Annotated in this window: 25 protein-coding genes and 2 pseudogenes; 13 read left to right on the top strand and 14 right to left on the bottom strand. The window is 58.6% G+C overall.

Annotation, left to right across the window (positions count from 1 at the left end):
- Positions 1-54 precede the first annotated feature (54 nt).
- From SR858_RS25245 to SR858_RS25235, 3 genes are all read right to left on the bottom strand, one after another.
- Complete coding sequence (locus SR858_RS25245; RefSeq protein ID WP_322534113.1) at positions 55-213, bottom strand: hypothetical protein; 159 nt, start codon at positions 211-213, stop codon at positions 55-57.
- A gap of 187 nt (positions 214-400) precedes the next feature.
- Positions 401-811 (bottom strand): hypothetical protein, encoded by a 411-nt coding sequence (locus SR858_RS25240; RefSeq protein WP_154820167.1) that lies wholly within the window; start codon positions 809-811, stop codon positions 401-403.
- Positions 812-825: 14 nt separating this feature from the next.
- On the bottom strand, positions 826-1,833 hold the full coding sequence (locus SR858_RS25235) for a ParM/StbA family protein (protein WP_019924945.1): 1,008 nt from the start codon (positions 1,831-1,833) through the stop codon (positions 826-828).
- Between the two features lie 918 nt (positions 1,834-2,751).
- Between SR858_RS25235 and SR858_RS25230 the strand changes: the two genes are divergently transcribed.
- The gene (locus SR858_RS25230) at positions 2,752-3,993 is read left to right on the top strand and encodes a site-specific integrase (protein ID WP_019924944.1); all 1,242 of its coding nucleotides are present in this window, start codon (positions 2,752-2,754) and stop codon (positions 3,991-3,993) included.
- Between the two features lie 13 nt (positions 3,994-4,006).
- Complete coding sequence (locus tag SR858_RS25225) at positions 4,007-4,654, top strand: hypothetical protein (RefSeq protein ID WP_154820168.1); 648 nt, start codon at positions 4,007-4,009, stop codon at positions 4,652-4,654.
- A gap of 148 nt (positions 4,655-4,802) precedes the next feature.
- Here SR858_RS25225 and SR858_RS25220 read toward each other — a convergent pair whose 3' ends face one another.
- From SR858_RS25220 to SR858_RS25200, 5 genes are all read right to left on the bottom strand, one after another.
- Positions 4,803-6,149 carry a type II toxin-antitoxin system HipA family toxin gene (locus SR858_RS25220; RefSeq protein ID WP_026637859.1) on the bottom strand — a complete coding sequence of 449 codons (1,347 nt, stop codon included), beginning with the start codon at positions 6,147-6,149 and terminating at the stop codon, positions 4,803-4,805.
- A gap of 2 nt (positions 6,150-6,151) precedes the next feature.
- A complete protein-coding gene (locus tag SR858_RS25215; protein WP_019924941.1) occupies positions 6,152-6,415 on the bottom strand; it encodes a helix-turn-helix domain-containing protein in 264 nt (87 codons plus the stop codon).
- 221 nt (positions 6,416-6,636) lie between these two features.
- Positions 6,637-6,897 carry a hypothetical protein gene (locus tag SR858_RS25210; protein ID WP_019924940.1) on the bottom strand — a complete coding sequence of 87 codons (261 nt, stop codon included), beginning with the start codon at positions 6,895-6,897 and terminating at the stop codon, positions 6,637-6,639.
- Positions 6,894-7,058, bottom strand: a complete 165-nt coding sequence (locus SR858_RS25205) for a hypothetical protein (protein WP_019924939.1) — start codon at positions 7,056-7,058, stop codon at positions 6,894-6,896. Before SR858_RS25205 ends, SR858_RS25210 begins: the two co-directional genes overlap by 4 nt.
- A gap of 79 nt (positions 7,059-7,137) precedes the next feature.
- Positions 7,138-7,494 carry a hypothetical protein gene (locus SR858_RS25200; RefSeq protein WP_019924938.1) on the bottom strand — a complete coding sequence of 119 codons (357 nt, stop codon included), beginning with the start codon at positions 7,492-7,494 and terminating at the stop codon, positions 7,138-7,140.
- A 129-nt stretch (positions 7,495-7,623) separates the two neighbouring features.
- On the opposite strand from SR858_RS25200, the pseudogene SR858_RS27805 reads away from it, so the two are divergent.
- Both SR858_RS27805 and SR858_RS25190 read left to right on the top strand, forming a co-directional pair.
- Positions 7,624-7,863 (top strand): annotated as a pseudogene (locus tag SR858_RS27805) (IS3 family transposase); the annotation flags it as partial.
- A 256-nt stretch (positions 7,864-8,119) separates the two neighbouring features.
- A complete protein-coding gene (locus tag SR858_RS25190; protein WP_026637640.1) occupies positions 8,120-8,413 on the top strand; it encodes a hypothetical protein in 294 nt (97 codons plus the stop codon).
- Positions 8,414-8,608: 195 nt separating this feature from the next.
- Here SR858_RS25190 and SR858_RS25185 read toward each other — a convergent pair whose 3' ends face one another.
- Genes SR858_RS25185 through SR858_RS25175 form a run of 3 tightly spaced genes read right to left on the bottom strand, consistent with a single transcriptional unit; the run spans position 8,609 to position 14,323 of the window.
- Positions 8,609-11,797, bottom strand: a complete 3,189-nt coding sequence (locus tag SR858_RS25185) for an efflux RND transporter permease subunit (RefSeq protein WP_019924671.1) — start codon at positions 11,795-11,797, stop codon at positions 8,609-8,611.
- A gap of 36 nt (positions 11,798-11,833) precedes the next feature.
- Positions 11,834-13,072 carry an efflux RND transporter periplasmic adaptor subunit gene (locus SR858_RS25180; protein WP_026637804.1) on the bottom strand — a complete coding sequence of 413 codons (1,239 nt, stop codon included), beginning with the start codon at positions 13,070-13,072 and terminating at the stop codon, positions 11,834-11,836.
- Positions 13,073-13,075: 3 nt separating this feature from the next.
- Positions 13,076-14,323, bottom strand: coding sequence for a TolC family protein (locus SR858_RS25175; RefSeq protein ID WP_084670226.1), 1,248 nt, complete (start codon positions 14,321-14,323; stop codon positions 13,076-13,078).
- Positions 14,324-14,391: 68 nt separating this feature from the next.
- Between SR858_RS25175 and SR858_RS25170 the strand changes: the two genes are divergently transcribed.
- Positions 14,392-14,796 carry a MerR family transcriptional regulator gene (locus SR858_RS25170; protein WP_084670228.1) on the top strand — a complete coding sequence of 135 codons (405 nt, stop codon included), beginning with the start codon at positions 14,392-14,394 and terminating at the stop codon, positions 14,794-14,796.
- Between the two features lie 108 nt (positions 14,797-14,904).
- Entirely contained in the window at positions 14,905-15,972 is a 1,068-nt protein-coding gene (locus tag SR858_RS25165) for a cation transporter (RefSeq protein ID WP_154819999.1), read from the top strand.
- Between the two features lie 278 nt (positions 15,973-16,250).
- Here SR858_RS25165 and SR858_RS25160 read toward each other — a convergent pair whose 3' ends face one another.
- Complete coding sequence (locus SR858_RS25160; protein ID WP_051120405.1) at positions 16,251-17,024, bottom strand: substrate-binding domain-containing protein; 774 nt, start codon at positions 17,022-17,024, stop codon at positions 16,251-16,253.
- A gap of 47 nt (positions 17,025-17,071) precedes the next feature.
- A complete protein-coding gene (locus tag SR858_RS25155) occupies positions 17,072-18,082 on the bottom strand; it encodes a YeiH family protein (protein WP_019924676.1) in 1,011 nt (336 codons plus the stop codon).
- A 100-nt stretch (positions 18,083-18,182) separates the two neighbouring features.
- On the opposite strand from SR858_RS25155, the gene SR858_RS25150 reads away from it, so the two are divergent.
- From SR858_RS25150 to SR858_RS25120, 7 genes are all read left to right on the top strand, one after another.
- Positions 18,183-19,067 carry a LysR substrate-binding domain-containing protein gene (locus SR858_RS25150; protein ID WP_026637806.1) on the top strand — a complete coding sequence of 295 codons (885 nt, stop codon included), beginning with the start codon at positions 18,183-18,185 and terminating at the stop codon, positions 19,065-19,067.
- Positions 19,068-19,155: 88 nt separating this feature from the next.
- Positions 19,156-19,587, top strand: a complete 432-nt coding sequence (locus SR858_RS25145; protein ID WP_019924678.1) for a nuclear transport factor 2 family protein — start codon at positions 19,156-19,158, stop codon at positions 19,585-19,587.
- A gap of 11 nt (positions 19,588-19,598) precedes the next feature.
- On the top strand, positions 19,599-20,117 hold the full coding sequence (locus SR858_RS25140) for an RNA polymerase sigma factor (RefSeq protein WP_040378197.1): 519 nt from the start codon (positions 19,599-19,601) through the stop codon (positions 20,115-20,117).
- A complete protein-coding gene (locus SR858_RS25135; protein WP_019924680.1) occupies positions 20,114-20,920 on the top strand; it encodes an anti-sigma factor family protein in 807 nt (268 codons plus the stop codon). The genes SR858_RS25140 and SR858_RS25135 overlap by 4 nt, the downstream gene beginning before the upstream one ends.
- Positions 20,917-21,357, top strand: a complete 441-nt coding sequence (locus tag SR858_RS25130) for a DUF305 domain-containing protein (RefSeq protein ID WP_019924681.1) — start codon at positions 20,917-20,919, stop codon at positions 21,355-21,357. The genes SR858_RS25135 and SR858_RS25130 overlap by 4 nt, the downstream gene beginning before the upstream one ends.
- Positions 21,344-22,744 (top strand): YVTN family beta-propeller repeat protein, encoded by a 1,401-nt coding sequence (locus SR858_RS25125; protein ID WP_019924682.1) that lies wholly within the window; start codon positions 21,344-21,346, stop codon positions 22,742-22,744. Before SR858_RS25130 ends, SR858_RS25125 begins: the two co-directional genes overlap by 14 nt.
- Positions 22,741-23,349, top strand: coding sequence for a uracil-DNA glycosylase (locus tag SR858_RS25120; protein ID WP_019924683.1), 609 nt, complete (start codon positions 22,741-22,743; stop codon positions 23,347-23,349). Before SR858_RS25125 ends, SR858_RS25120 begins: the two co-directional genes overlap by 4 nt.
- A gap of 10 nt (positions 23,350-23,359) precedes the next feature.
- Here SR858_RS25120 and SR858_RS25115 read toward each other — a convergent pair.
- Positions 23,360-24,408, bottom strand: a pseudogene (locus tag SR858_RS25115) (SLAC1 family transporter).
- Between the last annotated feature and the right edge of the window lie 2 nt (positions 24,409-24,410).

Below are 24,410 nucleotides of genomic sequence, written 5' to 3'. Positions count from 1 at the left end.
TGGAAGCGGGGCCCGCAAATTGATGCTGCGCGCCCCAAGATATTGCCTTCTATTTTATTTGCGCTTCACGGCCGGTTGCTGAATGGCTCTGCCTTTGTCATGCACCGGGCTTGTGGGATTTCCCTGATTCGAACGATTGTCATTCACCTGCTTGTGCGTGATGTTGTTCGGGTTATGCTGGTTAGCGTTATGATCAGCTTGTTTTTGGTTCATTAAATGCTCCTTTTGACGTGGATGGAGCTTGAAGTGTAATTATGTGACCGTAACAGAAAAGCATTTTCTCGCGGTTCTGCCTCCGGCGGTCCAAATCCGTTCGTCGATGCCCATTTCGGGTGCCTTTCAGACTTTCCTTTCTGAGCTTATTTAGCCTGCGGATTCAATCGATCATCCGATTGTCCACCTAAGTTTGAAGCCATCTCGCAATGGGTGAGGACGCACTGGATGTCTCTTTCTGAGCCAGTTCACCTGGTGCTGGCACAGGCTTTGCCGTTTCGCGAACTTGGGTTTCGCTCATAGCCTCGACCAGGCGGGGCTTTCCGGAAGTGCTTGGAGTATGCTCCGTCGGTTCCTCCCGCCCACTTCGGGACCTCAGCCATGTCGAGATGGCGTGGATCTGCTGCTCGACGTCACCTGCTGGATGACCGATCTCCGCGATGTATCTCTCCAAAGCCAGGCGCACGAGCTTGCCTCGCTCGCGCACTGGCGTCATCGCCAATAGAGTGTGGACGTCCGGTGCCTCCTGAAAAGTCAGGCTGATGCGAACCGTGATCTCGGTACCGATTTTCGGCGGCTTATCCATTGGTGTCGACATGGCAGCCCCCTGGATCAGGACTGCAGCAGTGACAACAGGCCGAGGCGGCAGAAGCCTTCCGCGACCATCATCCGCGGCTCGTCGCTGGTGACAGCATTGGGATACCGTTGTTTGAGTCCATCAAGCAGCATTTCAGCACCTCCACCGCCGATGATGATGCCGTCCAATACGGCCGCTTTTTGGCCAAATACGCGGTTGGCTTCATCCATGACGACGGCTTCGAAGCCTGCTTTTGCCTGATTGAGCAAGGGAATGACGTCGACTCGCTGCCCGAAGTGTTTGATGCTTCCGCTGCGCACTGCCGCGTCGACCACGTCCAGTGATGTTGGCAGCTTGGCCTGCGCCAGGGCGCTGGACATGCCGTCGTACACCAGATGCATGCCTGCGCACGATATGGCCGCATACTCCATCATGGAGCCGCGATCGCACAGCGCGAAGTCGGTGGTGTAGTGGCCGATCTCGATGACGCCCCAGGCCTCGCTGTCGAGATCTCGCTGCGGGTGGAGACTACCGTTATTCTCGATCGAGAGCCACTGCAGCGGTGCATCCGCCTGGCTCTGCACCATCACCCTGAGCGTCTGGCCGGGCCGGAGGCGAGGGGTCAGCAAAGCCACGATGCGGTTGCGGAGCGTGTCGCGCTGCGGCCCCACGAACTTGGCCGGCAAGCCCATCACCAGATGAACCCTTGCCGAGGGATTGCCGAACGCCTGCATGGCCTTGCGCCATGCTCCCAGCACCAGTGCATCGTGCTGGGGACTTTCGATCCAATCCGCATTTTGTCCCGTGTAAACTTCTGAGCGGCCTTGCCGCAACGCGGTATCGCCGAAGAAGTATCTGCGCCCATCCACCTCGACAGTCTCAAGCTCAGCTTTTTGTCGCGTCTGCTCGTTCGTCAGCGTGATAGCGGGGATCACGACAGTGGGAATCTGAAACGAATGACGCTCGTCTGGCGAAGCCAGCGAGGCTGCGCGTATTTTGAACATTGAGTGGCCGCCATCGATTGCGATTGAGATGTTTTCCATTTAGAACTCCAAGTGTCAGTGAAAGATTTAATGTAAAGCGCAAGCCGGCGTGCGCAAGTCAGGTTTCCCTCGTGACCTGAAGATGCAACCGGAACCGGGAAGTAGTCCGTGTCGAATATCGAGGTTCGAAAATGCGCCGTTATTAGCTATCACCAAGTGCGGAAATCCAGACAAGCGGCGCAGCAAAAAATGTGTCTTGACACGCTAGCTACGCTTGTATAAATTACGCAGCGTCGGCCTTCGGCATTTTTGTTCCCCGCAATTTCAAGTTGTTCTGTCCAGAGAGAGAACAGCTTTTCGCAACGCCAAGCGTTTGGCATCGCTCGCTTTCATCCAATCGCGAGCACCCATCACCATCAAAAAAACAGCTCTTATCTGGTCTAGTCTTGTCTGCAAGGCTCTACAGGCAGGTACAGAGTGATCCCCAAAACGTGTCGTTATCTGCTTTCCAGCGCAATGGCAGGGAAAACCCGATCACAGATCGACGTTCCTGCTTGAGTGGTTAGCGCAGACGGCCACGCTACAGCCATGTCTCCCTCCCTTCTTCGCTCCGAAGAGCACCACCCTCCAACACTTCAACTGCAAACATCGTGATCGGGCTCGTCACCCCTCAGGCCGCATGTGCGTCAAGCACGGCGTCTGAGAACGTCACGCCAGCTCTCACTGGTTTTCCCGTAACTGGAGGCGCGCACCCTCAACGCCCGGACCTGGTCTGGGAGTGCGCAGCGAGAAACTGCTCAATGTTCAGTTCTCTTCCCGGGAAGAGATACCGAGTACCGCAAGGGCTCGGCGCATCGGTGGTTGGCAGTAAGGCCCGCTGATGCGAAACCGGTTTATTTAAGACGGGAGCCTTACCCCCGCCCCGCTGCGCTTCCGCATCTGGTGATAAGAGGTATCGATGGTTCTTGTGGAGGACATATGTGGCAGCAAAAAGTGAACGACATCATGAAATTGGCAGGCACACGCCGGGTCAATGGCAAGGTGGCGTCCGAACGCACCCAGACACTGACGAAAGACGTTTTATATGCATCGATCCGGCGGCTGCATGAACTCGGCTACAAGATTCAGGATCCGAAGAATCTCGGTGAACGGCACATCGAAGTGCTCGTCAAGCACTGGTGGTATTGCCAGCACAAGAAAGCCAAGACCATCCAGAACGACCTGTCCCGATTACGCGTTTTCTGCGCAATGCTCGGCAAGCCAGGCATGGTTGGCGCCGTCCAGAAATATCTGCCGGATGTAGATCCTGAATTGTTGAAAGTTCGTTCGGCCGCACGAACCACGAAGTCTTGGTCCGGACATGGCATTGATCTGGTCGAGACGTTCCGCAAGGTTGACGAGCGCGACCCGTGCCTCGGTCTGATGTTACGCCTTGAGCTGGGCTTTGGACTGCGGCGTGAAGAGGTCCTGAAATGCAATCCACACGTTCAGGACTACGGCCATTACCTGCAGGTTTTTCCGGGGATGGGCAAAGGTGGTCGTTGGCGAAATATTCCCATCGCGTCACACGGGCAGCGTGATTTGCTCGACTACGTCAAAGCACGCGTGTCGAAAAACAAAGCGCTTGGTTGGGAGTATTCCCGGTCGGGCCAAATAGCCAGTCTGGAGCAGAACATTCGCCGCTACGAGAATTTGATGACGTCGTTCGGCTTTACCAAAGCCGATGCTGGCATAACAGGACATGGATTGCGCGCGCAATTTGCCGAGAACCATGCGTTGCTGCTCGGGATGATCCCGCCCACGATGGGTGGCAGGGCAGGGCAGCTGGATGGCGCCGATAGCGGCGTCGTGAAGGCGAAGTTAGCGCAAGCGTTGGGACATAACCGGCAGGCTGTGACGAGCGCGTATATCGGTTCCTTCGAGCCGTCCTCGGCACCTTTTCCGGACAGCGATCAAGGGATCGTGACGATTCAGAAAGCACTTCGAATTCTTGACGCTGTTGCACTTCCCGAAGTCCCAGCCGATCGGTTGGAGGACTGTCGGTTTATGCAGGAAATGATGGCTCGCGCCGGCCTGGCCTTGACTGCTGACCAGGCACATACGTTGTTTGCGAAGCATGCCCGGCGTCACGGGGTGGAATGGATGCCTCCTGGGCTGGAGACTCCTCTGGCGCTGCGCACCAGCGCTGAAGCGATGTTGAACGATTTTTTGTTGTGTTAATAGGAGAAGTAGAGTGAATACCAATCGCGATATGGAAGTGAATGGAGCGGCGAGGGATTTGTTGATCAGCGCGTGTCCCGTACAGCTTGGGATGCCAGCAAAGCTTATACGGGAGCTTGTCCATGGCAAGTATTCATTTCTTGCTGCTGAAGACGTGTGTAGTCTTTCCAAAGATGGATGGGACCTTAGCATGCTCGACGAATACCTGGATAAACAGGGGTATGTTTTTTCCTGGGGAACGTTAAGTGAGGTGGCAAATCCGAGTGATCCCGATAACGACAAGAGCCCAGCGATTTTGCGTTTTGAGTTCATGCCAATGGAGCTCTTGCTGGCGTTCCCGCAAAGTGCGCAGTTGGAAGACCTTTTCATGTGGCTGTACCGCAACCATCCTCAATATTATCCCGAGTTCGACTGTGATGAGGGAGATGAGAACTGGTCAGTCATTTCTTTTCAAAGTGAAGATGGTGCTGGAGAAACCCTCAGGTCCTGGCTTGCCAATGTGTTCCTTCCACTCATCTGGCATGACCTGCTTGGCGAGGCAACACGGATTGTTCAAGAGAAGATCAAGGCAGCTGTCGCACAGTCCCCGGATGGGTCGTTTCATGAACTCCTTGTCGAACACGATCGGTGCCAGCTGTGCATTGATCCTGCTGAGCTGTAGTTCGAGGTGGATGCGTTTTTAGAAGAGGAATAACGGAACAGCTGGCCAGAAGATGCTGCTGATTTTCCTCATGTTTAACCGAGGTTAAAATACTGGCCATTTTCGCGGTAGTGCCCGGTGCGCGGCCGTGCCGTCTGCGAGGCACTGGTCAGGCTGGCGGCATCCGTTGAAGGGCGGCTGCGGCATCAAGCAGGCCGCCCAGAATTTTGTCGGCCACCTTTTCCGAAAACCCCACAGGCAGTTCGCCGCGGACCTTGTCTACAATTGCGGGTGTGCGGGCAATGAAATCGAGCATGAGCTGTTCGGCGTCCGAGCCATAGCCGACCGCTTTTGCAGTGCTATTGAAGTGTCGCCGCTGTATGCCATGCGCAAGGTAGTGCCGGTTGCTTCCGAGTAGCGCCATCGCCATCTTGAGCTTGCGTTCGGCCCACTGGTTGGGTCCAGGGCCGATCACAGGATAGCCGGACATCACATCATAGATGGGCGTCAGCTTGAACCGGCCGGCGCCCGCCAGTAGCTGGATACTGAAGTTCTTGGCGTGGCCATCGGGTGCGCGCAGCATCCAGAACAGAAGTTGGGAGGCCATCAGCGTGTGCATGTCGGTAGCGCTCTGCTGCGATTGCTGCAGCAGGGTAAACATCTGTTTTAACCCCGGCCCACCGTCATTTTCGTATTTCAGCAGCGGTGATGTTCCCGTCGCCTGGCAAAAATCCTCCTGAATCAGCCGGAAGAGATGCTTGCCATTGGGTGATCGCACGCGGTCAAAACGCTCGACGACCAGCACCCGTTGCGCGCCGAACGTCGCAATTTCGGCATTTGCCGTGGGCAGCCCGTATTCCTTGAACAGCCGCAGGCACAGCCACTCGTTATCGACTGAAGTGGTGAAGTCAGCTTTTTTCCCACCTACCATGCCGACCGGGAGCTTGAAGATGTGCGTTGTTGGCGCCGCGCCGCGCGGCTTCATCCATTTTCCATTCCACCACAAGAAGGCGTCCTTCTCTTGTGCGCCAGCGAGCGAAATGCGGAAATCATCGTCGGCATCATCTGTGGCGCCGTGTCGCTCCGAGCTGACCACTTCGAGCAGGTGCCGCTCGATGTCTTCCTCGTCAAGGGCGATGCCATCGACCTGGGCCAGCCCTTCCGGTTTGCCGCCTTCGGGCAGTAGCTGCAAGGCGCCGACGCAGTCCCGGCCGATAGCCGCGAGCAGGTCGAACGGTTCGAGAGAGCCTGTCTTGAACCGGGTCGCAACGCGTTTGCGAATGATGTCACTGTCCGGCAGCAAGCCCTCAAAGTAGTTGGCAACACTGGCACCCTTGAGTGGTTCATTGCGTAGATTGAACGGCAGCGACAGCGAGATCGGGCGCCCGAGCCTTGAGCTTTGCCAGGACGCATCGTACTGAAGTTCGGAGACGCCGTTGGCCTTGACCGTCCAGCGTCCGACGTAGTCGCCATTTGCCCAAAGATGGAGCGTTTGGCTGTGTGAGTGGCGGCCCATGACTACCACTCGGCCGTATTGCTTGCGGCGGACGTATCGCGCTCGCCCAACTGCAGTTCCAGCTCGAGTGCGGAGCACCAACTGAGTAATTGCTTGACGCTGATTTCGTCAGGATGGCTCTCCAGGTAGGAGATGCGATTCTGGCTCAAGCCGACACGCGTGCCTACAGTCGCCTGCGTGATCTTGTGCCGTTTGCGGGTCGATGCAAGCAACTGGCCGAGTTGCGACGCTGTGAGGAGGCGGTGGGTAGTGGGCGAGAAGGACATGTGTTGTATCCGTTATTCAGATATATCCATATTATCTGAATTGCAGATATAGTCAAGATATCTGAATGACGGATGTAGTCGATATCTGGGAGCCGGTGAGCGGTGAGGTGGGGATACGACGTACAGTGGGCTAGAAGATGCTGCAGATTCCCTCGCGTTTCACCGAGGGATGCGAGGCACCAAGGCCGACTGTCACGCGACGGTCGGCCTTGGCTGTTCAATTAGTCGTAGAAAGTGTATTCAGTCTCGTCCGGTTGGAGTTTCAGCAGAAGCCCGGTGTACTTTGCCTGAAGAATCGAGGCGCTGATCGACACCAAAAAGAAGAGCGCAGCAATCACGATAATGCCCACCCAAGAGTCGTTAAAGAACATTCCGACCAGCGTGATGACTGCGAGGAAGCCGCAAACCCGACACACAATTGTAAGAAGGATCTTCGCTATTGGATGGAAGTAGAGCAGCAAATAGAAGGCACCACTTCTCATTGGTCATCGTCCTTCTTGTCGTTTGGCTTCGATCGCCTGATCCGGGAAGCGATGGCCGTGGCCACACGGCGGATCAGGCGTTTCACTGCAGCGAGTGGTTCGAAAAAAAGGCGGGTGTCTTCGATCGCTACTTTTTTAATATGCTCAATAAGTTTGTTCATTTTTTGTCTTCATGATGTTGAGGGCGAAATCACTATGTCCTGCCTATGCCAACCACATTTGTGGATTGGCATACTGATCTCAGGAGAGTTGCGAGTACGTGGATCCTTCAGATAAACGCGTCTTACGGGCTGAGGAAATCGCGAGTTGAATGCCTGCTACGACTCCCTCGGACTGGATTGCCTTTGCCACCTCCTGTACGTAGGCTCGATATTCCAAGTTGGATACGGTGAGTGTTTGGTGGCGCGAGTGGAAGCAAACCATGATCTTCTCGAGCGAAGCTTTGGGTCTGAAATGCTGGTGAATGAAACGATTGATGCTCCACCACAGGACCCTGCCGTCGCCTTTGCTATTGAGGTAGGCCTTTACGGATCGGCGATCTTCTTTCGCCCAGTCGGTAGTAAAAATGGTCAGGTTCGTGACTTTATCGGTACTCATCAAATAACTCCCTTAATGGGGTTGGTTGAGCGGCATATGTGACCGCGACAAGAGTTATCGTAAGTCCCGTTCTTCCTTGCGCAAGTCGATATCTAAGAGCAGTTCTCGTTCATGGCAAGCCAGAGCTAGGGAAGCCGCCGACTGGATACGGCCATGGCCAACTCTGGTTTCCAGATGGGGCGCCACAAAGTGCGCAGGCTGATGCGTCAGGCGGCCCTGAAGCCCGTCTGGAAGCGTAAATTCGTACATACGACAGATAGCAAACACGGCTTGCCGGTCGCCGCCAATGCGCTGAACCGGCAGTTCAATCCGGCCGGGCTGAATCTCGCTTATGTCAGCGACATTACCTACATCCGGACCGGCGCCGGATTGCTTTGCCGTTGGACGCCACTGGAAGATTTCCCTTCCTACTCTTGGGCGGTGTACCAAGCCTTTGATGAAGGCGAGTATTTTCACCTAGGGCAAGTAATCGGTAGCAATGAAGATGTATATACTCGTCTTTTGCTGCGTAAAGCAATGTCGGATTTCCATCCTCTGGACTTCAGCTAGCGGCCAAGAGCGGACCTTTAGTGCTTATTCGTTTCGACGTTGCGTTGTATCTTTATCCTGACGAAAAGGATTTATTGTGATTGTTCCCATTTCAAATGAAGCGCTGTCTCTCGATTCGCTTCCGTCAGTAGAGGACAAGGAAGCTGTTTTCGCCTTCGCTATGACGTTCAATGGTTACGAGCACTTCGGCTCATTGGAAGCCGCTTCCAAGAACGCTCGCATGCGCTCAAGGACGACGCTAGCTGACGTCAGAAATGAGTTGTTTATGGCAGCGCGCGGTTCTCGCCACGTCGGCAATGACCGCTACCTCTCTACCTACGCTGAGCTGCTGCCGCACCTTCGGCAACTACTCAGCGACCGGCTTGCCTAGCGCGAAGTAACTGCTTGAAGTGTCCGCAATGGGGCGACAACGGCGTGTCGGGGTAGACCTTGATGTTTTAGCAACGTCAACATGCTATGCTGGCGCGAATGGCCGAGAACGGCCAAAAGCGGTCCTTCGGAGGATTGCACATCATCATTACGTAGCCTTAGCTGCGCGATCTTGCGCATTTGCCAAATCACAACCTTAAGAGATTCCTTCTGCGATTCTGTCCTTCGGCCGTGCGAACTGCCGATACAGCGAAGGCAGTACAAATAGGGTTAGGAAGGTCGCCGAGATCAGGCCGCCAATAACCACAGTGGCCAGAGGGCGCTGAACCTCGGCCCCTGCGCCGGTCGCCACAGCCATCGGCACGAATCCAAGGGATGCGACCATGGCGGTCATTAACACTGGCCGTAGGCGCCGCAAGGCGCCTTCTCGCACGGCTTGCTCCCAAGGCAGCGATTTGGCCAAGTCGTCGATCGAGCCTGCCATCACTAGGCCATTCAGCACCGCCACACCTGAGAGTGCGATGAAACCAACGGCGGCGGAGATCGAAAACGGCAGACCGACCAGCCACAGCGCCGCAACACCACCGATCAGAGCAAGTGGGACGCCGGTGAATACTACGGCCGCAGCGCGCCAAGAACCAACGGCTGAATAGAGCAAGATGACGATGAGTGCGAAGCAGGCTGGCACCACCAACGCCAAGCGCATACGCGCACGTTCTAGGTTTTCGAACTGTCCTCCCCAGGTAAGCCAGACGCCGGCAGGCAGACGCACATCGGTGTTGATGCTCGATTGAGCTTCCCTGACTACGCCGGCGATATCGCGCCCGCGCACGTTCGCCTGCACTACAACCCGGCGCTTGCCATTCTCCCGACTAATTTGATTTGGCCCCTTGGATGTCACCAGTGCCGACACTGACCCGAGCGTTACAAAACTACCGCTTGGGGTCAAGATGGGCAACTGGCGCAATGCCTCCACATCGTTGCGAGTAGCTTCGCCGAGCTTGACGACGACATCGAAACGTCGATCGCCCTCATAGATGGAACCGGCCTCGCGTCCGGCAACGGCTGCAGCCAGGGTGTCATACACGTCCCGCGCGGTCAGACCCACTCTGGCCATAGCATCGCGATCCAGGCGCGCGTCGAGCAATGGCAGCCCTTGCACCTGTTCGACGCGCACGTCTACAGCACCCTTTACAGCGCGCAATTTGACGGCAATTTGCTCAGCCGTTCGCACCATCACGTCGAAATCGTCCCCATACACTTTGACAGCGATGTCGCCGCGTACACCAGCCAGCAGTTCATTGAACCGCATCTGGATCGGCTGCGTGAGTTCATAGTTTTGGCCAGGAATGCTTGATACGGCATGCTCAATTTTTTCGACCAGCTCGGCCTTGCTCATCTTCGGCTCCGGCCACTCTGCCCGGTCTTTTACGATGACAAATGTGTCGGTCATGTTCGGTGGCATTGGATCCGACGCGAGCTCCGCCGTCCCGGTTCTCGAGAATACGAGCTTTACTTCAGGGAGCTTGGCCACAACCTTTTCCACCGCAGACTGCATGGCCTGGCTTTGTTCGATGGAGGTCCCAGGGATGCGAGCAACCTGGAGCAGCACATCCTGTTCATCAAGCGTTGGAAGAAACTCCTCACCTAGCGTCGAGAACAGGGCGATAGCTCCAGCAAAACCGGCCACTGCGATAGCGCCGGTTAGCATCGGCCTTGCAAGCGCTCGGTCCAGCCAAGGAGCGTAGCTCGATGATACGGATTTAATAAGCCGGTTTTCTTTTTCGTCGACATGACGTGAAAGCCATAGCGCGATCGCCGCCGGCACAAATGTAAGCGAGAGAATAAAGGCGAACACGAGCGCCAGGATGACAGTCAAGGCCATCGGCACAAACATGCGGCCTTCCACTCCCTGGAAGGTTAGCAGTGGCGCATATACCAAGATAATGATGGCTTGGCCATACACGCTCGGACGGATCATTTCACGGGCTGCGGCGGCCACCGTTTCCATCCGCTCTGACTTCGATAGCACTTTGCCGGATGCATGCTGGCGTTCGGCAATACGGCGAAGTGCATTTTCAACAATGATCACGGCGCCGTCGACAATTAAGCCGAAGTCCAGTGCGCCCAAACTCATGAGATTGGCTGACAAGCCAGCTTGCAACATCCCTGCGGAAGTTAAAATCATCGTTACCGGAATCACTGCCGCTGCGATCAGCGCCGCGCGCAGGTTGCCAAGCAGTGCGAAGAGCACGACGATGACCAGCAACGCACCTTCGGTCAGGTTGGTGGCAACGGTCTTGATGGTTGCATCGACCAGGCGAGTGCGGTCGAGCACCGATCGGATCAGCATATCCGGGGGAAGGGAGCGCGCGATTTCCTTCAATCGCGTGTCAACCGCTGCTGCCACCGTGCGGCTGTTTCCACCGATGCGCATTACTGCGGTACCAACAACCACCTCTTGTCCACCTTCCGATGCAGACCCGAAGCGCACTTCCTGTCCAAGGCCAACCGTAGCAACATGCGACACTAGTACGGGGGTGCCATTGCGGGTCGTAATGACCGTCTTACCAAGCTCCTCGACCGAAGTAATGCGCGCATCGGCTTTGACGGTTAGCGCCTCGCCGTTTTGAAACACAACGCCGGCACCAACACTGGTGTTGTTGCGTTCCAGAGCTTCACCCAGCATTGGCAGGCTGATTCCCAAGGCTGCAAGCCGTTGCGGATCAGGCGTAACCACGTACTGTTTGACGTAGCCACCAATGACGTCCACTCCTGCAAGACCCTCAGTGTTCTTCAGTTGGGGGGCAACGATCCAGTCCTGGACCGTGCGCAGGTAGGTAGCCTTTTCGGCCGCGTTATGCAGCACCTCACCTTCGGGTGTCACATAGCTGCCGTCCGCCTGCAGGCCGCCGCCAGCGCCCGTCTTTGGGCCGGGCTTTGCCGCGAATTCGACGGTCCACATGTACACGTCACCAAGGCCGGTGGCGATCGGTCCCAGACTCGCGCTTGCTCCAGCCGGCAGCGTTCGTTCGACGGCGCGTAGGCGCTCGGACATCTGCTGTCGTGCGAAATAGATGTCAGTTCCGTCTTTGAATACGGTAGTGACTTGGGCGAAACCGTGCCTGGTCAGAGAGCGTGTGGTTTCCAGTCCGGGGATACCGGCAAACGCGGTTTCGATTGGGTACGTTACTTGACGCTCCACGTCGGCCGGAGAGAGAGACGGCACCACAACGTTGATCTGGACTTGCGTGTTGGTGATGTCGGGCACTGCATCGATGGGCAGGCGAGTCAGCGCGAAAGCGCCAACGATCGATAATAGAATCGTTGCGATAAACACATGCCAGCGGCGGGCGACGGAAAAATTTACGATTCGTGAAATCATGACCAGCGAACCTCGCAGCTTGGCAGGATGAGAAAATTAGTCATCGTCACCAGCCTCACCTTTACCGTGCTCTGCTTTCAACAGATAAGTGTTGCTGACCGCGATCTGTTCACTTCCATCCAGACCGGACATTATCCGCACATAGCCTGCGACAGCGGCGCCGAGAACGACGTGTTTGATCGCGAACCCTTCCTTTGTGCGGACGAATACGCTCGGTTTGTCCTCGACGGTTTGGACGGCCGTACGGGGGATGGCGAGCTGGCCACCAGTGGCGCCGCCAGCAAGAGCAATCGATGCACGGGCGGTCTCGCCAATGCGCCATGTAGCGTTCTTGTTCGACAGTTTGGCGATAGCGCGCACCTGCCGCGTGGCGGGGTCGACTATGCGCGACACATTGATGATTCGCGCTGACCCTGTGCGCTCGCCGGTTGAAACATCCACTGTTGCCCCGACGGCCACGCGTGCTGCGTCGTTCGGTGAAAGCGACAATTCAACGGCCAGGTCATTCAGGTTTGCCACCTCAAACAGGTGTGCATTGGGCTCGATCACGTCGCCGAGCGTAATCTGGCGGGCAGTGACATAACCCTTGATTGGCGAACGCAGCGACAGTCGATTCGATTGCCCACCGCCGGCACCACCTGCGGCTCCGAGTTGCTGCTGCGCCAGACTCAGGCGCGTGCCCGCTTCCTGCGCGGCTGCGCGGGCAACCTCGAAGTCCTGTCGGGACGAAACCTTTTCGGCGTACAGGCGTTCTTCACGCTTGAACGTTGCTTGGGCCAGCTCCGCTTGCCGCCTGGTGATGTCGGTATCGGCGCGCAGCTGGGCAATATCGCGGCTTTCAATCACCGCAAGCACGTCCCCTTGTCCAACAGCTTCTCCAAGATTACGCCTGATCTCGACGACCCGACCGCTGACCGAACTGGAGACAACCGCAGACTGCGTCGGATCGGCAGCGATCAACGCAGGGGCTTCAATGGCTCCGGCGAACGACTTGCGTAATGGAAGCACTTCGATCCCGGCGGCTTTGATTTGCCGATCGGACAGGGCGACGAAATCTTCCTTTCCTTCCGCAGCGCCCTTTTTCTCTTCGACTTCGGTGCTTTCTCTTGCCTCGTTCTTGGCATCTTTCTTCGCCTCGTTTTTACTCTTGGCGCTTTCTTTTTCTTCGCTCTGCGCCGCAACCGAATCTTTCGGCTTTGCCGTTTCAGGCTTTGGAGAGCAGGCGCTCAACAGGATCATCGCGGCGCACAGGCCCGATCGGAATACCGCTTGCATGGGTCAATCCTTATAAATTGGAGACTTAAAACCTTGGAGGTGCGCCAGACGTGCACGCGACGTGTGCAGTGCCGTCAGCGCAGTAACCGAAGCCTCACGGGTCTCCGCCAGCGCACGCTCAGCCTCAATCAGTTCGAGTTGCGGAAACTTGCCTTCGCGGTAGCCGATCCGTGCGATTCGCGCCGCTTCCTCGGCGGCGGCCAGGGCCGGACCGTTGGCCGCACGTGCAGCCGCGAGGGCGTCGGCAACGTCACTGTCTGCTTGCGCAATCGACTGCTCAAATTCGAGCACGACAGCACGTCGTGCCGATACTGCGCGATCGTATTCGGCCTGGGACCGCGCCACCACGGCGGTACCCCGGTTAAACAATGGCAGTGGAACCGTCAAACCTAGTACCGCCGCCTTGTCGGAAGTGTCGCCATATCGGCGCATCCCGATCGTCAGCGTGACGTCCGGAGTGCGGTCGCGACTAGCCGCGTCGATGCGGGCGCTGGCGGCAGCGACGTTAGCCTCAGCTGCGGCAAATCCTAAGCTCTGGCTAACAGGAGATACTGGGTTATTGCCGTCGATCCGCTCGAACCAGGGCGACACAACAGTGATCGGTTGAGAGATGCCTGTCAATCGCGCGATTGTCGAACGGGCCAGCTCAACCGCGCGCGTCGATTTGGAAGATCGCACCTCGGCATTGATGCGTAAGACGTCGGCGCGTTGTTCATCGATCGGTGACGCTTTCCCGGCGCGCACTCGCTCTCGTGCCGCGTGGTAGGCGCGTTCAGCAAGCTCATGATTACTTATCGCTATCTTCGCCTGCCGCTCGCTGGCGGCCAGGCCGATAAAAGCTTCTGTCACCTGCAGCGTCAGGTCAGCTTGGGCGGTACGAGTACCAATGCCGGCAGCGGTGCGCTCGGCTTGGGCTACGCGCACCCTAGCCTGCCGTTTTCCTCCCAGTTCAAGGGGTACTGAAAACGCAATGGTCTTCTCGCCGCCGCCGAAGCCAGCATACCGACCTGAGCCCATTACGTTTTCGGCCTCCACTGACAGTGTTGGATTTGGCCGCAAGCCAGATAGCTGCACGTTGGCTTCTGCCGCGCGCAGTGCCGCATCAGCAGCTTGGATTTGTGGCGCCTGAGCCAATGCCTTTTCGACGGCATCGCTTAATGTCAGTGCCGCGCCTTGAGCAAAAGCGGGCTGTGCAGTCATGCATATGAACAGCAGGACTGCAGTAACAGATTCATGGATTCTGATGCGCATGATGGAATTAACTTGACGGAGTGACGATCTGACTTTATAAACCTTGAAGTCACTTTAAGGTCAAGTAAATGCGTACTAATTTTACAATCGGCCAGCTCGCCAGCGTGGCAGCGACCCCATCTGCGACGATTCGCTATTATGAAAAGATCGGGCTGCTGGAGTCTCCCTCGCGGTCGAACAGCAACTATCGTATCTATGGAGACAACGATTTGGCGAGGCTGACCTTCGTCCGTCGAGCTAGAGAAATCGGCTTCACGATCGACCAGGTGCGAAGTTTATTGGCGTTCTCAGATCAGGGTGATGGTGACTGCTGTACCGTAATGGCCCTCACCGAACAGCACTTGGCTGAAGTCGAACAGAAAATCGCTGATCTCATCGAATTAAAAGAGCACCTGTCACGCCTTTTGACATCATGCCGAGGTGGCCGGGTAGCAGATTGCCGCATTATTGACGCTCTGACTCCCCCTCGTTGACGAAGGTTGTCGTAACAGTCGGCCAGACAGATCGTTGGATATCAAAGCTTGACGTTCAAGTAGGTTGAAGGTTTACCCTTGCGCCATTAGCATCCACTGTTCAATCTCATGGCCCCCGATCAATCTCTCTCAGCCGCCGGTCTTGAAACCGAACTGTTCGTGTCTAAAATGGACTGTCCTTCGGAGGAAAACCTTATCCGGATGGCGTTAAGCAATGTGCCGGACATCGAGAAAATATCCTTCAATCTCAGTACACGAACAATAACGGCGCTGCACCAAGGCTCGCCTGACGCAATCGTTGATGCGCTCCAGCCGCTACGGTTGGGTGTCGAGCTGAGAGGATCGCAGCCAGCAAAGCTGCGGGCGCAAGCGGTAAGCACGATCAGCACCCTCGGCATCCCAAAGATGGACTGTCCATCGGAGGAGAACATGATCCGGCTGGTTCTTGGTGACATTGTCAGCATCAAAAAGCTCGATTTCGATCTCGGGCGGCGGCAGCTTCACGTGGCACACACGGGACCGTTGGAACCAATATTGGCGAAGCTCATTCCGCTGCAGCTGGGTTCCCACCTGATTGGCTCGCGCGAAGATTTTTCAGCAACCGATGCCGGCAGTGATGAGGCGGGGGACGCATCTGAGTCAAGAACCCTCCGCTTACTCCTCGCAATCAACGCGGTCATGTTTGTCATCGAGATGGTGTGGGGACTAGTCGCCCAGTCTGCCGGATTGGTTGCAGATTCCCTCGATATGTTCGCCGACGCAGCGGTGTATGGCCTGGCCTTGTACGCTGTCGGCCGCGCCGCGGCGCTGAAGACGCGCGCTGCTCATCTCGCCGGCTGGCTCCAGTTGGTCCTGGCAGTCGGCGCGCTGGGCGAGGTCCTTCGCCGGTTCGCGTTTGGCAGCGAGCCGGAATCGTCGCTAATGATGGGGGTTGGTGCTCTTGCACTGATCGCGAACGTGGCATGCCTCGTGATGATTGCAAAGAAACGTGATCGCGGTGCGCATATGAAAGCGAGCTATATTTTCTCAGCGAACGATGTGATTGCAAACGTTGGCGTGATTCTGGCTGGGGCATTGGTTACGTGGACCGGCTCGCCATATCCTGACCTAGTGGTCGGAACGGTTATCGGGATCATCGTGCTCAACGGGGCAAGGCGAATTCTTAAACTGAAATAATCAAAGAGCGATCGCATCTATGCGAAGGGCTGCTTTGGGTCGGTACCGGCCTGTCACGACTACCGCTAGATTTTCAACACGGCAACCTGCTATGCTGGCTCCACCGGCAGGATTCGGCCAAAAGCGGACAGTCGCTGTCCGGCAAGCCCGTAGACCGCTCCGCGCGATGGTGCGCTATTGTCCATTTTGTCCAGGAATCGTTACCGCCGCAGTGCAACGCGCTGCACGCGGTACTTGAACATACTGAAACCCACCGCAGGCCGACAATCCGGCACTCATTATTTCTGCCAGCCCCACCTGGCAAAGATCGCGCTGCCTTGCGGCGATTGCAGGAATGCGATGAACTGCTTCGCTTGCGGGTTGGCAGCGCCATGCTCAGTCAACGCCACGCCGGTATCGCGGTAAATCGCATAATCAGGTTCGATTGGCACGACGTCGGCCAGGCGCGGGTTCGACACCTGCCAGATATTCCAGATCAGCCACGCGTCGATGTCGGTGCGCGCGGTCCAGGTATCGCGCGCGCTCGCGCTGTTGGGTGCGTAACTGGCAATATTCGCGCGTACCCTGCGCACCGACTCCATGCTGCCTTTGCGGCCAGCCATGTCTTCCCAGACGCCGTTCTGGCCGGCACCGTTGACCACCAGCAGGCGCACGCCGGGCTGCATCAGGTCGGCCACGCCGCGCAGGTGCTTGGGATTGCCGGGACGCACCAGGATCGCCAGGGGACGCATATATAGCGGGGTAATGCTTGCCTCCTGTATCTTGCCGCCCATCGCTAACGTAAAGTCCGTCATCATCGTTTCCGAACCGCTGTAGATGATGTCCGCATCCTGTTTTGCGTGGTCGATCCAGCTCGGCGTGGGGCCGGCCGTGACGGTGACTTTGATGCCGTTCGCATGCTCGAATGCCGCCGCCGCCTCTTTCATCGCAGGAGCCGGTCCACCCGGGCCGTACACCAGCAACGGCTGCTGGGCACTGGCGACACCAGCGGTGAGCGCAACTGCAACAACGAGGCTGCAGCGCGCCGCGGTCAAATAGTGACGTGATGTCATGGCGTTTTCTTTCGTTTGTGGAAAATGGATGGCGTACTGCGACGTCCTTAAACACCCAGAAATTTGATCAGGGCGAAACTGATGACACCAAGGCCGAGCAGCGAAAAAATGACCACCCCGGCAACCTTGCCGCCGGCACGCAGGACAGCGCGGGCATCGACGCCGAGGCCGAGCGCGGCCATCGACATGATGGTGAAGAAATTGGCGGCATCGTGCGCTGGCGCCAGCGCTGCCTGCGGAATCCAGCCCAGCGAGCGCAAGCCCAGCAATGCAAGGAAGCCGACGATAAACCACGGCACCAGGTGCGCGACGTTCAGACGGGCGCCTCCCCGTCCGCTTCCCATCAGAGACAACACCAGCACGACCGGGCCCAGCATCAACACGCGCACCAGCTTGACCAGGGTGCCAATGTGTACGCTGGCTGCGGACACCGAACTCGTTGCCGCCAGTACCTGTGGCACGGCATACACGGTCAGCCCGGCAAACACGCCGTATTGAACCGGCGTGAATGACAACAGCCCGACCAGCAATGGCAACCCGAGCACCACCACCACACCCAGTACCGCCGTAAAGGCGATGGAGGCGGCTACGTCCTTGCCATCTGCGTCGATCACCGGGGCCACCGCCGCAATCGCCGAGTTGCCGCAAATCGAATTGCCGCAAGCGATCAGGATCGCCATCTTTTTCGGCAGACCGGCGCTGCGGCCCAGGAAATAACTGAACAGAATCGCCAGCACGACCACCCCGGCAATGCCACCGACCAGTCCCATGCCGTTTTCGAGCAGCGCGCCGGCGCTGACGGATGCGCCCAGCAGCACCACGGCAATTTCAAGCAGCAACTTGGCGCCCATGTGGATGCCCGGCTCGAAACGCTGATCGAGACGGTGGACGGTGCGCAGTCCGGTTCCGAGCAAGATCGCCAGGACCAGGCTTTCAAGCCACGCGCGTCCGAACAGGTGGGTTTCTGCAGCTTCCAGTCCATAGGCGGCCAGCGTGACGGCGCCACACAGCAGCAGGCCGGGGACAAATGGCGCGCATTTTTTATACAGGGATGTCATGGTCGACTCTCGTTCAGATGTTCAGTGCATGCATTATCGAACGCTGATTTCGTTCGGTCCATCGTATAATTAATTACAAATCATTAGATTGGATCGAACGATGACATTGGACCAGCTACGCATTTTTGTTGAAGTCGCACAACGCCAGCACCTTACTCAGGCGGCTTCCGCGCTGTTTCTATCCCCGTCGGCCGTCAGCTCATCGATCAAAGCCCTGGAAGAGCGCTATGGCACGGCACTGTTCCATCGGATAGGACGACGTATTGAGCTCTCCGATGCCGGCCTGATTTTCTTGAAGGAAGCGCAACGCACGCTGGCCAGCGCGCTTGCAGCGGAAAACACGTTGTCGGAGCTGGGCCAGATGCGGCGCGGCACGCTGGCAATCCACGCCAGCCAGACCATCGCGAGTTATTGGCTGCCGCGCTTGCTCGTGCAATTCAGTCAAACCTACCCGGCCATCGACCTCACCCTGGAAGTGGGCAATACCGACAACGTCGCACAGGCCATCCTGCTGGGTGGCGCCGATCTCGGTTTCATCGAAGGCGCCATCGACGAGCCCTCCCTGGCCATCGAAGCGGTGGGAGAAGATCAGCTGGTGGTGGTGGTGGCGCCCGACCATCCGTGGGCTGCCGGGGTGCCGCTGGCGGCTGCCGACCTGGTGGAGGCACAATGGATTTTGCGCGAAACCGGTTCCGGCACGCGTTCGGCGTTCGAGAAAGCGCTGTCTGACATGGGCGTGCCGGTCGCCGCAATGCAGGTTGCCCTCAGCCTGCCGTCCAACGAGGCGGTGCGCAGCGCGGTGATGGCCGGTCCCTTTGCCACCGCGATTTCCGAACTGGTGGTGGCATCGCATGTGCAGGCAGGCTTGCTGGTGCGCGCGGCGCTGGTCCTGCCGGCGCGTGGGTTCTCGTTGCTGCGTCACCCGGAACGCCATCGCAGCCGCGCCGCGCTGGCCTTTGAAGAATTGATGAACACAAAAAAATAAATACAAATACATGGAATAAAAACCGGGCAATGACGTTTGCACCTGTAGCAAGCCTGTTTTTTAACCAAACCTGTACTGGACCGCAACCATGAAAACCACCCACCTGATGTTCCTGTTGGCCAGCACCATCGGCATCGCCACCACGGCTGTTGCCGGACCCGCGCTCGACATGGCGCAAGCGCACTTCGCCGCCATTGGCGCCGGCGAACACGCCGCCATCGTGCATGATTACGCCGACAACGCGCGGCTGACCTGGGTTGGCGGACCGCTCGACGGCAGCTATGACGGTGCAGCCGCCATCGGCGCCGTGTGGAGCAAGTTCGGCGCGATGGGGCCGCTGCGCGTCACCGTCATGGGTGCGTCCGAGTCAGTCAATCCGAAGGGTGCGACCGTCACGGCGGCAGTGCAATTCGACGGCAAGGCCCCCATCAAGGTGCGCTACGTGTTGACCTACCGCGACGGCAAACTGGTCAATGAAACCTGGCAGATCGATCCGAAGCTGGCCGCCAGCGCGATGTAGTCACTGTTTCCATGAGCGTCCTGCCTCTTCATCCCGGCGCCGAGTTATTGGCGTGTGTCCCGCGGCTGCGGCGCTACGCGCGCGCGCTCGTGGGCGAGCGCGCCGCGGCCGATGACCTGGTGCAGGACACGCTCGAACGCGGGTGGGCCCAGCGCGCCGCGCTGCAACCCGGCACGGACGCGCGCGCCTGGTTGTTTGCGATCATGCACAATATGCGCATCGATCAGATACGGCGCGGCGCACTGGTCACCGAGCCGCTCGACGATGACACGCCGATGCCGGCCATGGCGGAGCGCAGCACGGTCGGCATCCAGGTGCGCGAGATGGATGCCGCGCTGCGCCTGCTGAGCGAAGAACAGCGCGCGATCCTGCTGATGGTCGGGCTGGAAGACATGCGTTATGAAGAAGTGGCGTCGACACTCGGCATCCCGGTCGGAACCGTCATGTCCCGGCTCGCGCGCGCCCGCGAAAAGCTGCGCAGCCTGATGGACGGCGGCGCCCGCGTGAACCCGTTGAAAGTCGTGAAATGAACCTACCCGTGACTGAAGCCGACGTGCACGCGTACGTCGATGGCCGGCTGCCAGCCGCACGCGCTGCCGAGGTCGCCGCCTACCTGGCAGAGCGCCCCGAGGAAGCTGCGCGCGTGCGCGCCTACGCGGCCCAGAACGACGCCATGCATCGCCTGTTCGATCCGGTGCTGGGCGAACCGGTCCCGGCGCCCATGGCAGCGGCCACCACGCCGCAGCGCAACCGGCACTGGCAATGGCAGGCGCTGGCGGCGGGCCTGGCAATCGCGTTGGTGAGCGGTGGCGCCGGCTGGGGCTTGCGCGGCGCGGCAAATGGCCAGTCCCTGGCGCGTATGGAGCAGCAAGCGCCCGCGTATCAGCAGGCAGCGTGGTCCGGCCTGGCACACCAGGCCGCGATAGCCCATGCCGTGTACAGCCCGGACGTGCGCCGGCCAGTGGAAATTCGCGCCGACCAGGAAGACCAGTTGGTGACCTGGCTGTCGAAGCGCATGGGCAGCAAGATCCGTCCGCCGCATTTGGGCAAGCTGGGCTATGAACTGATCGGCGGGCGCCTGCTGCCCGGGGCCAGCGGGCCGGTGGCGCAATTCATGTACCACGACGGCGCTGGCCAGCGCCTGACGCTGTACGTGTCGACGGAGCAGGCGCGCAACAAGGACACCGGCTTTCGGTTTGCCAAAGAGGGCGACGTCAACGTGTTTTACTGGATTGACGGGAAGTTCGGCTATGCGCTGTCCGCTGGCGTCGATAAGGGCGAACTGGCACGGGTTGCCAGCGCTGTTTATGAACAACTGGAGGGACCGGTTTGAAATTTTCATTTTTTTTGGGCGCCATGCTCTGGTGCTGCACCGCCACAGTCCTGGCGCAGCATGCTGGCCACCATGGCGCGACTGCGCCGCCTGCCGCGTTTATCGCCAGTAGCGACAGGCCTTATGCGGCTCTGGCGGACGATGCCATGGCGATCATGGATGACGGCATGCGACGCGCGCCGACAACCGGGGACCCCGCGTATGACTTCATGAGCATGATGATTCCTCACCATCAAGGCGCGATCGATATGGCCAAGGCCATCCTGGTGCACAGCAACGACCGCGAACTGCGCAATCTGGCACAAGGCATCATCGTCGAACAACAGAACGAAATCAATGTCATGCGCGCCTGGTTGCAACGCTACCAGGCAGCCCATGGCGCAAGTGCCGATACCACCAACGCAAACACCAGGAAAGACTCTCATGCAACTCACTGAATTGAATAAGCTCACCTTCGCCATGACGCTTGCGGTCGCTGCCATGGGTACTGCGCAGGCTGCGCCAGGCACACAGGACCGCGTCTATACAGCTGACCAGAACAGCAACACCGTTTCGGTGATCGATCCATCCACCGATCAGTTGCTGGGACAGATCCGTCTGGGTAACCAGCGGCCCGACATCCTGTCTCCTTTGTACAAGGGGCAAGTGAATGTTCATGGACTGGGTTTTTCGCCGGACCATAAAACCTTGATTGCGATATCGAATGGCTCCAATTCGGTGACCTTCATCGACACGGCCACCAACAAGGTCAGGGGTGTGACCTATATCGGGCGGTCGCCCCACGAAGGATTTTTCACGGCGGACGGTCGCGAAGTCTGGGTCGTAGTACGCGGCGAAGATTACGTCTCGGTCATCGATCCTGTCACCTTCAAGGAAAAACGCCGCATCCAGACAACAGGTGGTCCGGGCATGGTGATGTTCCATCCCAATGGCAAACTGGCGTTCGTGGTATCGAGCTTTAATCCTGTCGTCGATGTCATCGACATGAAAACATCCAAAGTGATCAAGCATATTTCTGTCACCAGCCCGTTCTCGCCGTTCTTGCAGTTCACGCCTGATTTCAAGGAAGTCTGGATGACGCACAAGGACGTTGGCAAGGTCACCCGCATCGACGTGGCGACGCTGACAGTCAAAGGCGTCATCGACACCGGTTTTATTACCAACCACCTGGCGTTCGCGAAGAACGCTGGCAGCGTAAGAGCGTACGTGACAGTGGGCGGAGAAAATGTCGTCAAGGTCTATTCCACCGGTGATCAGCCACAACTCATGGCGACAATACCGACCGGCGCCTTGCCGCATGGCGCATGGGCGTCGGACGACGGCAGCAAAGTGTACGTTGGTCTCGAAAACGGCGATGGTGTCGACGTGATCGACACCGCAAGCAACAAGGTCGTCGCGCATGTGGCGGCCGGCCAGGCGCCGCAAGCGCTTGTCTACGTGTCCCATGCCGTGCCCACCGGTGCCGGTACCAGCAATCTGGTGCCGCGTGTGAACGGCGAATCGAGCAATATCGCTCTCAAGTCCCGCGGCGACGCCAAGGGATTCGTGGTCGTGCGCAGCCTGGGCGTGACCGATGCACTGGAAGTGTTCTTGTATAAACTGAAACCGGAGACTGTCTACAACGTCTACGCCGGTGGTCAGCGCGCGCCGGTGGGTCGCTTCAAGACTGACGGCAAAGGCATGGCGAACGGTACTGCCATTGGGCCCATGCGCGACGTGCGGCCGGGCCTGGCGCAGCAGCCTGCTGGCGCCAGCCGGATCCTGGTGATGGAGGGCGACACGCCAGCCGGAACGGATCAGGCGGTGCTGGCGAGCAGCGAGTGACGTCTGGCGTGCCGCTGGCTCCCTTGCTGGACGATGTAGCCGAACTGGCACGCCGCGTCGAAATGCTGTCTCTTCCCCATGTGGTCGCGCTCACCAAGTGGGTCGACACGCAAGCAGCTTTCCGCGCGCTGCCGTACTTCGATCCCCTGGACGGCGGCGCCGATGCGTTCATTCTCATCTTGCTGGAAGCGCCGGCGCGCCATGCGATGCGCCCGCGCTTCGTCTCGCGCGACAATCCGGGTCCTGCGCAGCGCAATCTTCAACGTTTCCTGGCGCAAGCCGCCGTCGCGCGTGCGCGCACCGTGCTGTGGAATACCGTGCCCTGGCTGGCCGACGAGCAAGCTCCGCCGGCGCGCCTCGGTGTGGCGGCGGTACGTGCAGGCGTCGCCATGCTAGGCGATGTGCTGGACCTCCTGCCATGCCTGCGGGTAGTCGTGCTGGCCGGACGCACGGCCAGCCAGGCCCACGCTGCCATCGAGGCCAGGCGGCCGGGCTTGATCGTACTGGAAATGCCTCATCCGAGTCCGCTATCTGTTTGTACGGCGCCAACTGTGGCCCCGCAAATCGTCGCGACACTGGCGCGCGCGGCGCAACTGGCGCACTGAACGTTGGCCTTCAGGGCCGGTTCATCGACGCAATGCAGGGAGAGACGAACAGGTTGCCACGGTAAGCGCCGAGCGTGGTGCGCCATGCGACAACCAGCCACAGGCCTGCCAGTACCACTACCAGCGCGCTGCCGAAGACCTCGAAGAACAGCGAATCGAGCACCTTCGCCAGACGGAGCGTGGTGACCGCGAATACGCCGAGCGGAAAGGTATAGCCCCACCAGCCCAGGTTGAATGGAACGGCTGCCCTGAATTAGCGCAGCGTAATCAGGGTTGCCAGCATCATCCACCACAGGCCGAGTCCCCATAGCAGCAGGCCGCTCACCACGCCCATCCCGTTGACCACGTGGCCAACCTCGGCCAGGCCAAACGGCGCCAGCGTCGCCGGCGCGGCGGCGCCGAGCACCAGCATGCCGAGCGCGCCGGGCCCACTGGTCCCAGCGCAAGCCAGCTTGATGCCGCCATGCTTTCGTGCGGGAGTTTGTGCATGGCCATGCGTAATAACAGAATCGCGAGAATGCTGAGCGCCATTGGCACCGAGTATGCCCACAGTACGTAGCCGGTGATCAGGACTGTGAAGCGCGCGCCACCATCCTGCAGGTGCGGCACAAGCAGACCGGCGCTCGCCGCTGCAACCTCGGCAGCGACGACCGGCAGCAGCCAGACCGCCGTCATCTGGTCGATGCTGTGCTGCTGGCGCGTGAACATCAGGTAAGGAATGAGGACGCCGCAAGCAAGTGCCATGGCAACGTCGATCCACCACAAAGCTTCGGCCATCGCGACGGCGGCGGCGCCCCAGCGCGACACGCCAAAGCTGAGAAATCCATTGATAATTGTAGCTAAGCCCATGGGAATGGTACCGAAGAACATGGAGACGGTCGCATGGCCGAACACCTGTTTCGCTTCGTCGAAAAACATGACCCAGCGCGCGCTGTACAGCGCGGCAAACAACACGAACAGCGCAATGTTAAAAAGCCAAAGTCCCTCGGCCAGGCGGGCCATTCCCGGGAGCGCGCCTGGAAGTTGGGCGAGCGCGAGCGACAAGATGCCGGTGCCCATCG

Origin of the sequence: Duganella zoogloeoides, from assembly GCF_034479515.1 — a bacterium.
In the GTDB taxonomy this organism is placed as follows: Bacteria; Pseudomonadota; Gammaproteobacteria; order Burkholderiales; family Burkholderiaceae_D; genus Rugamonas; species Rugamonas zoogloeoides.
This window is presented reverse-complemented; position numbering and strand designations above follow the sequence as displayed.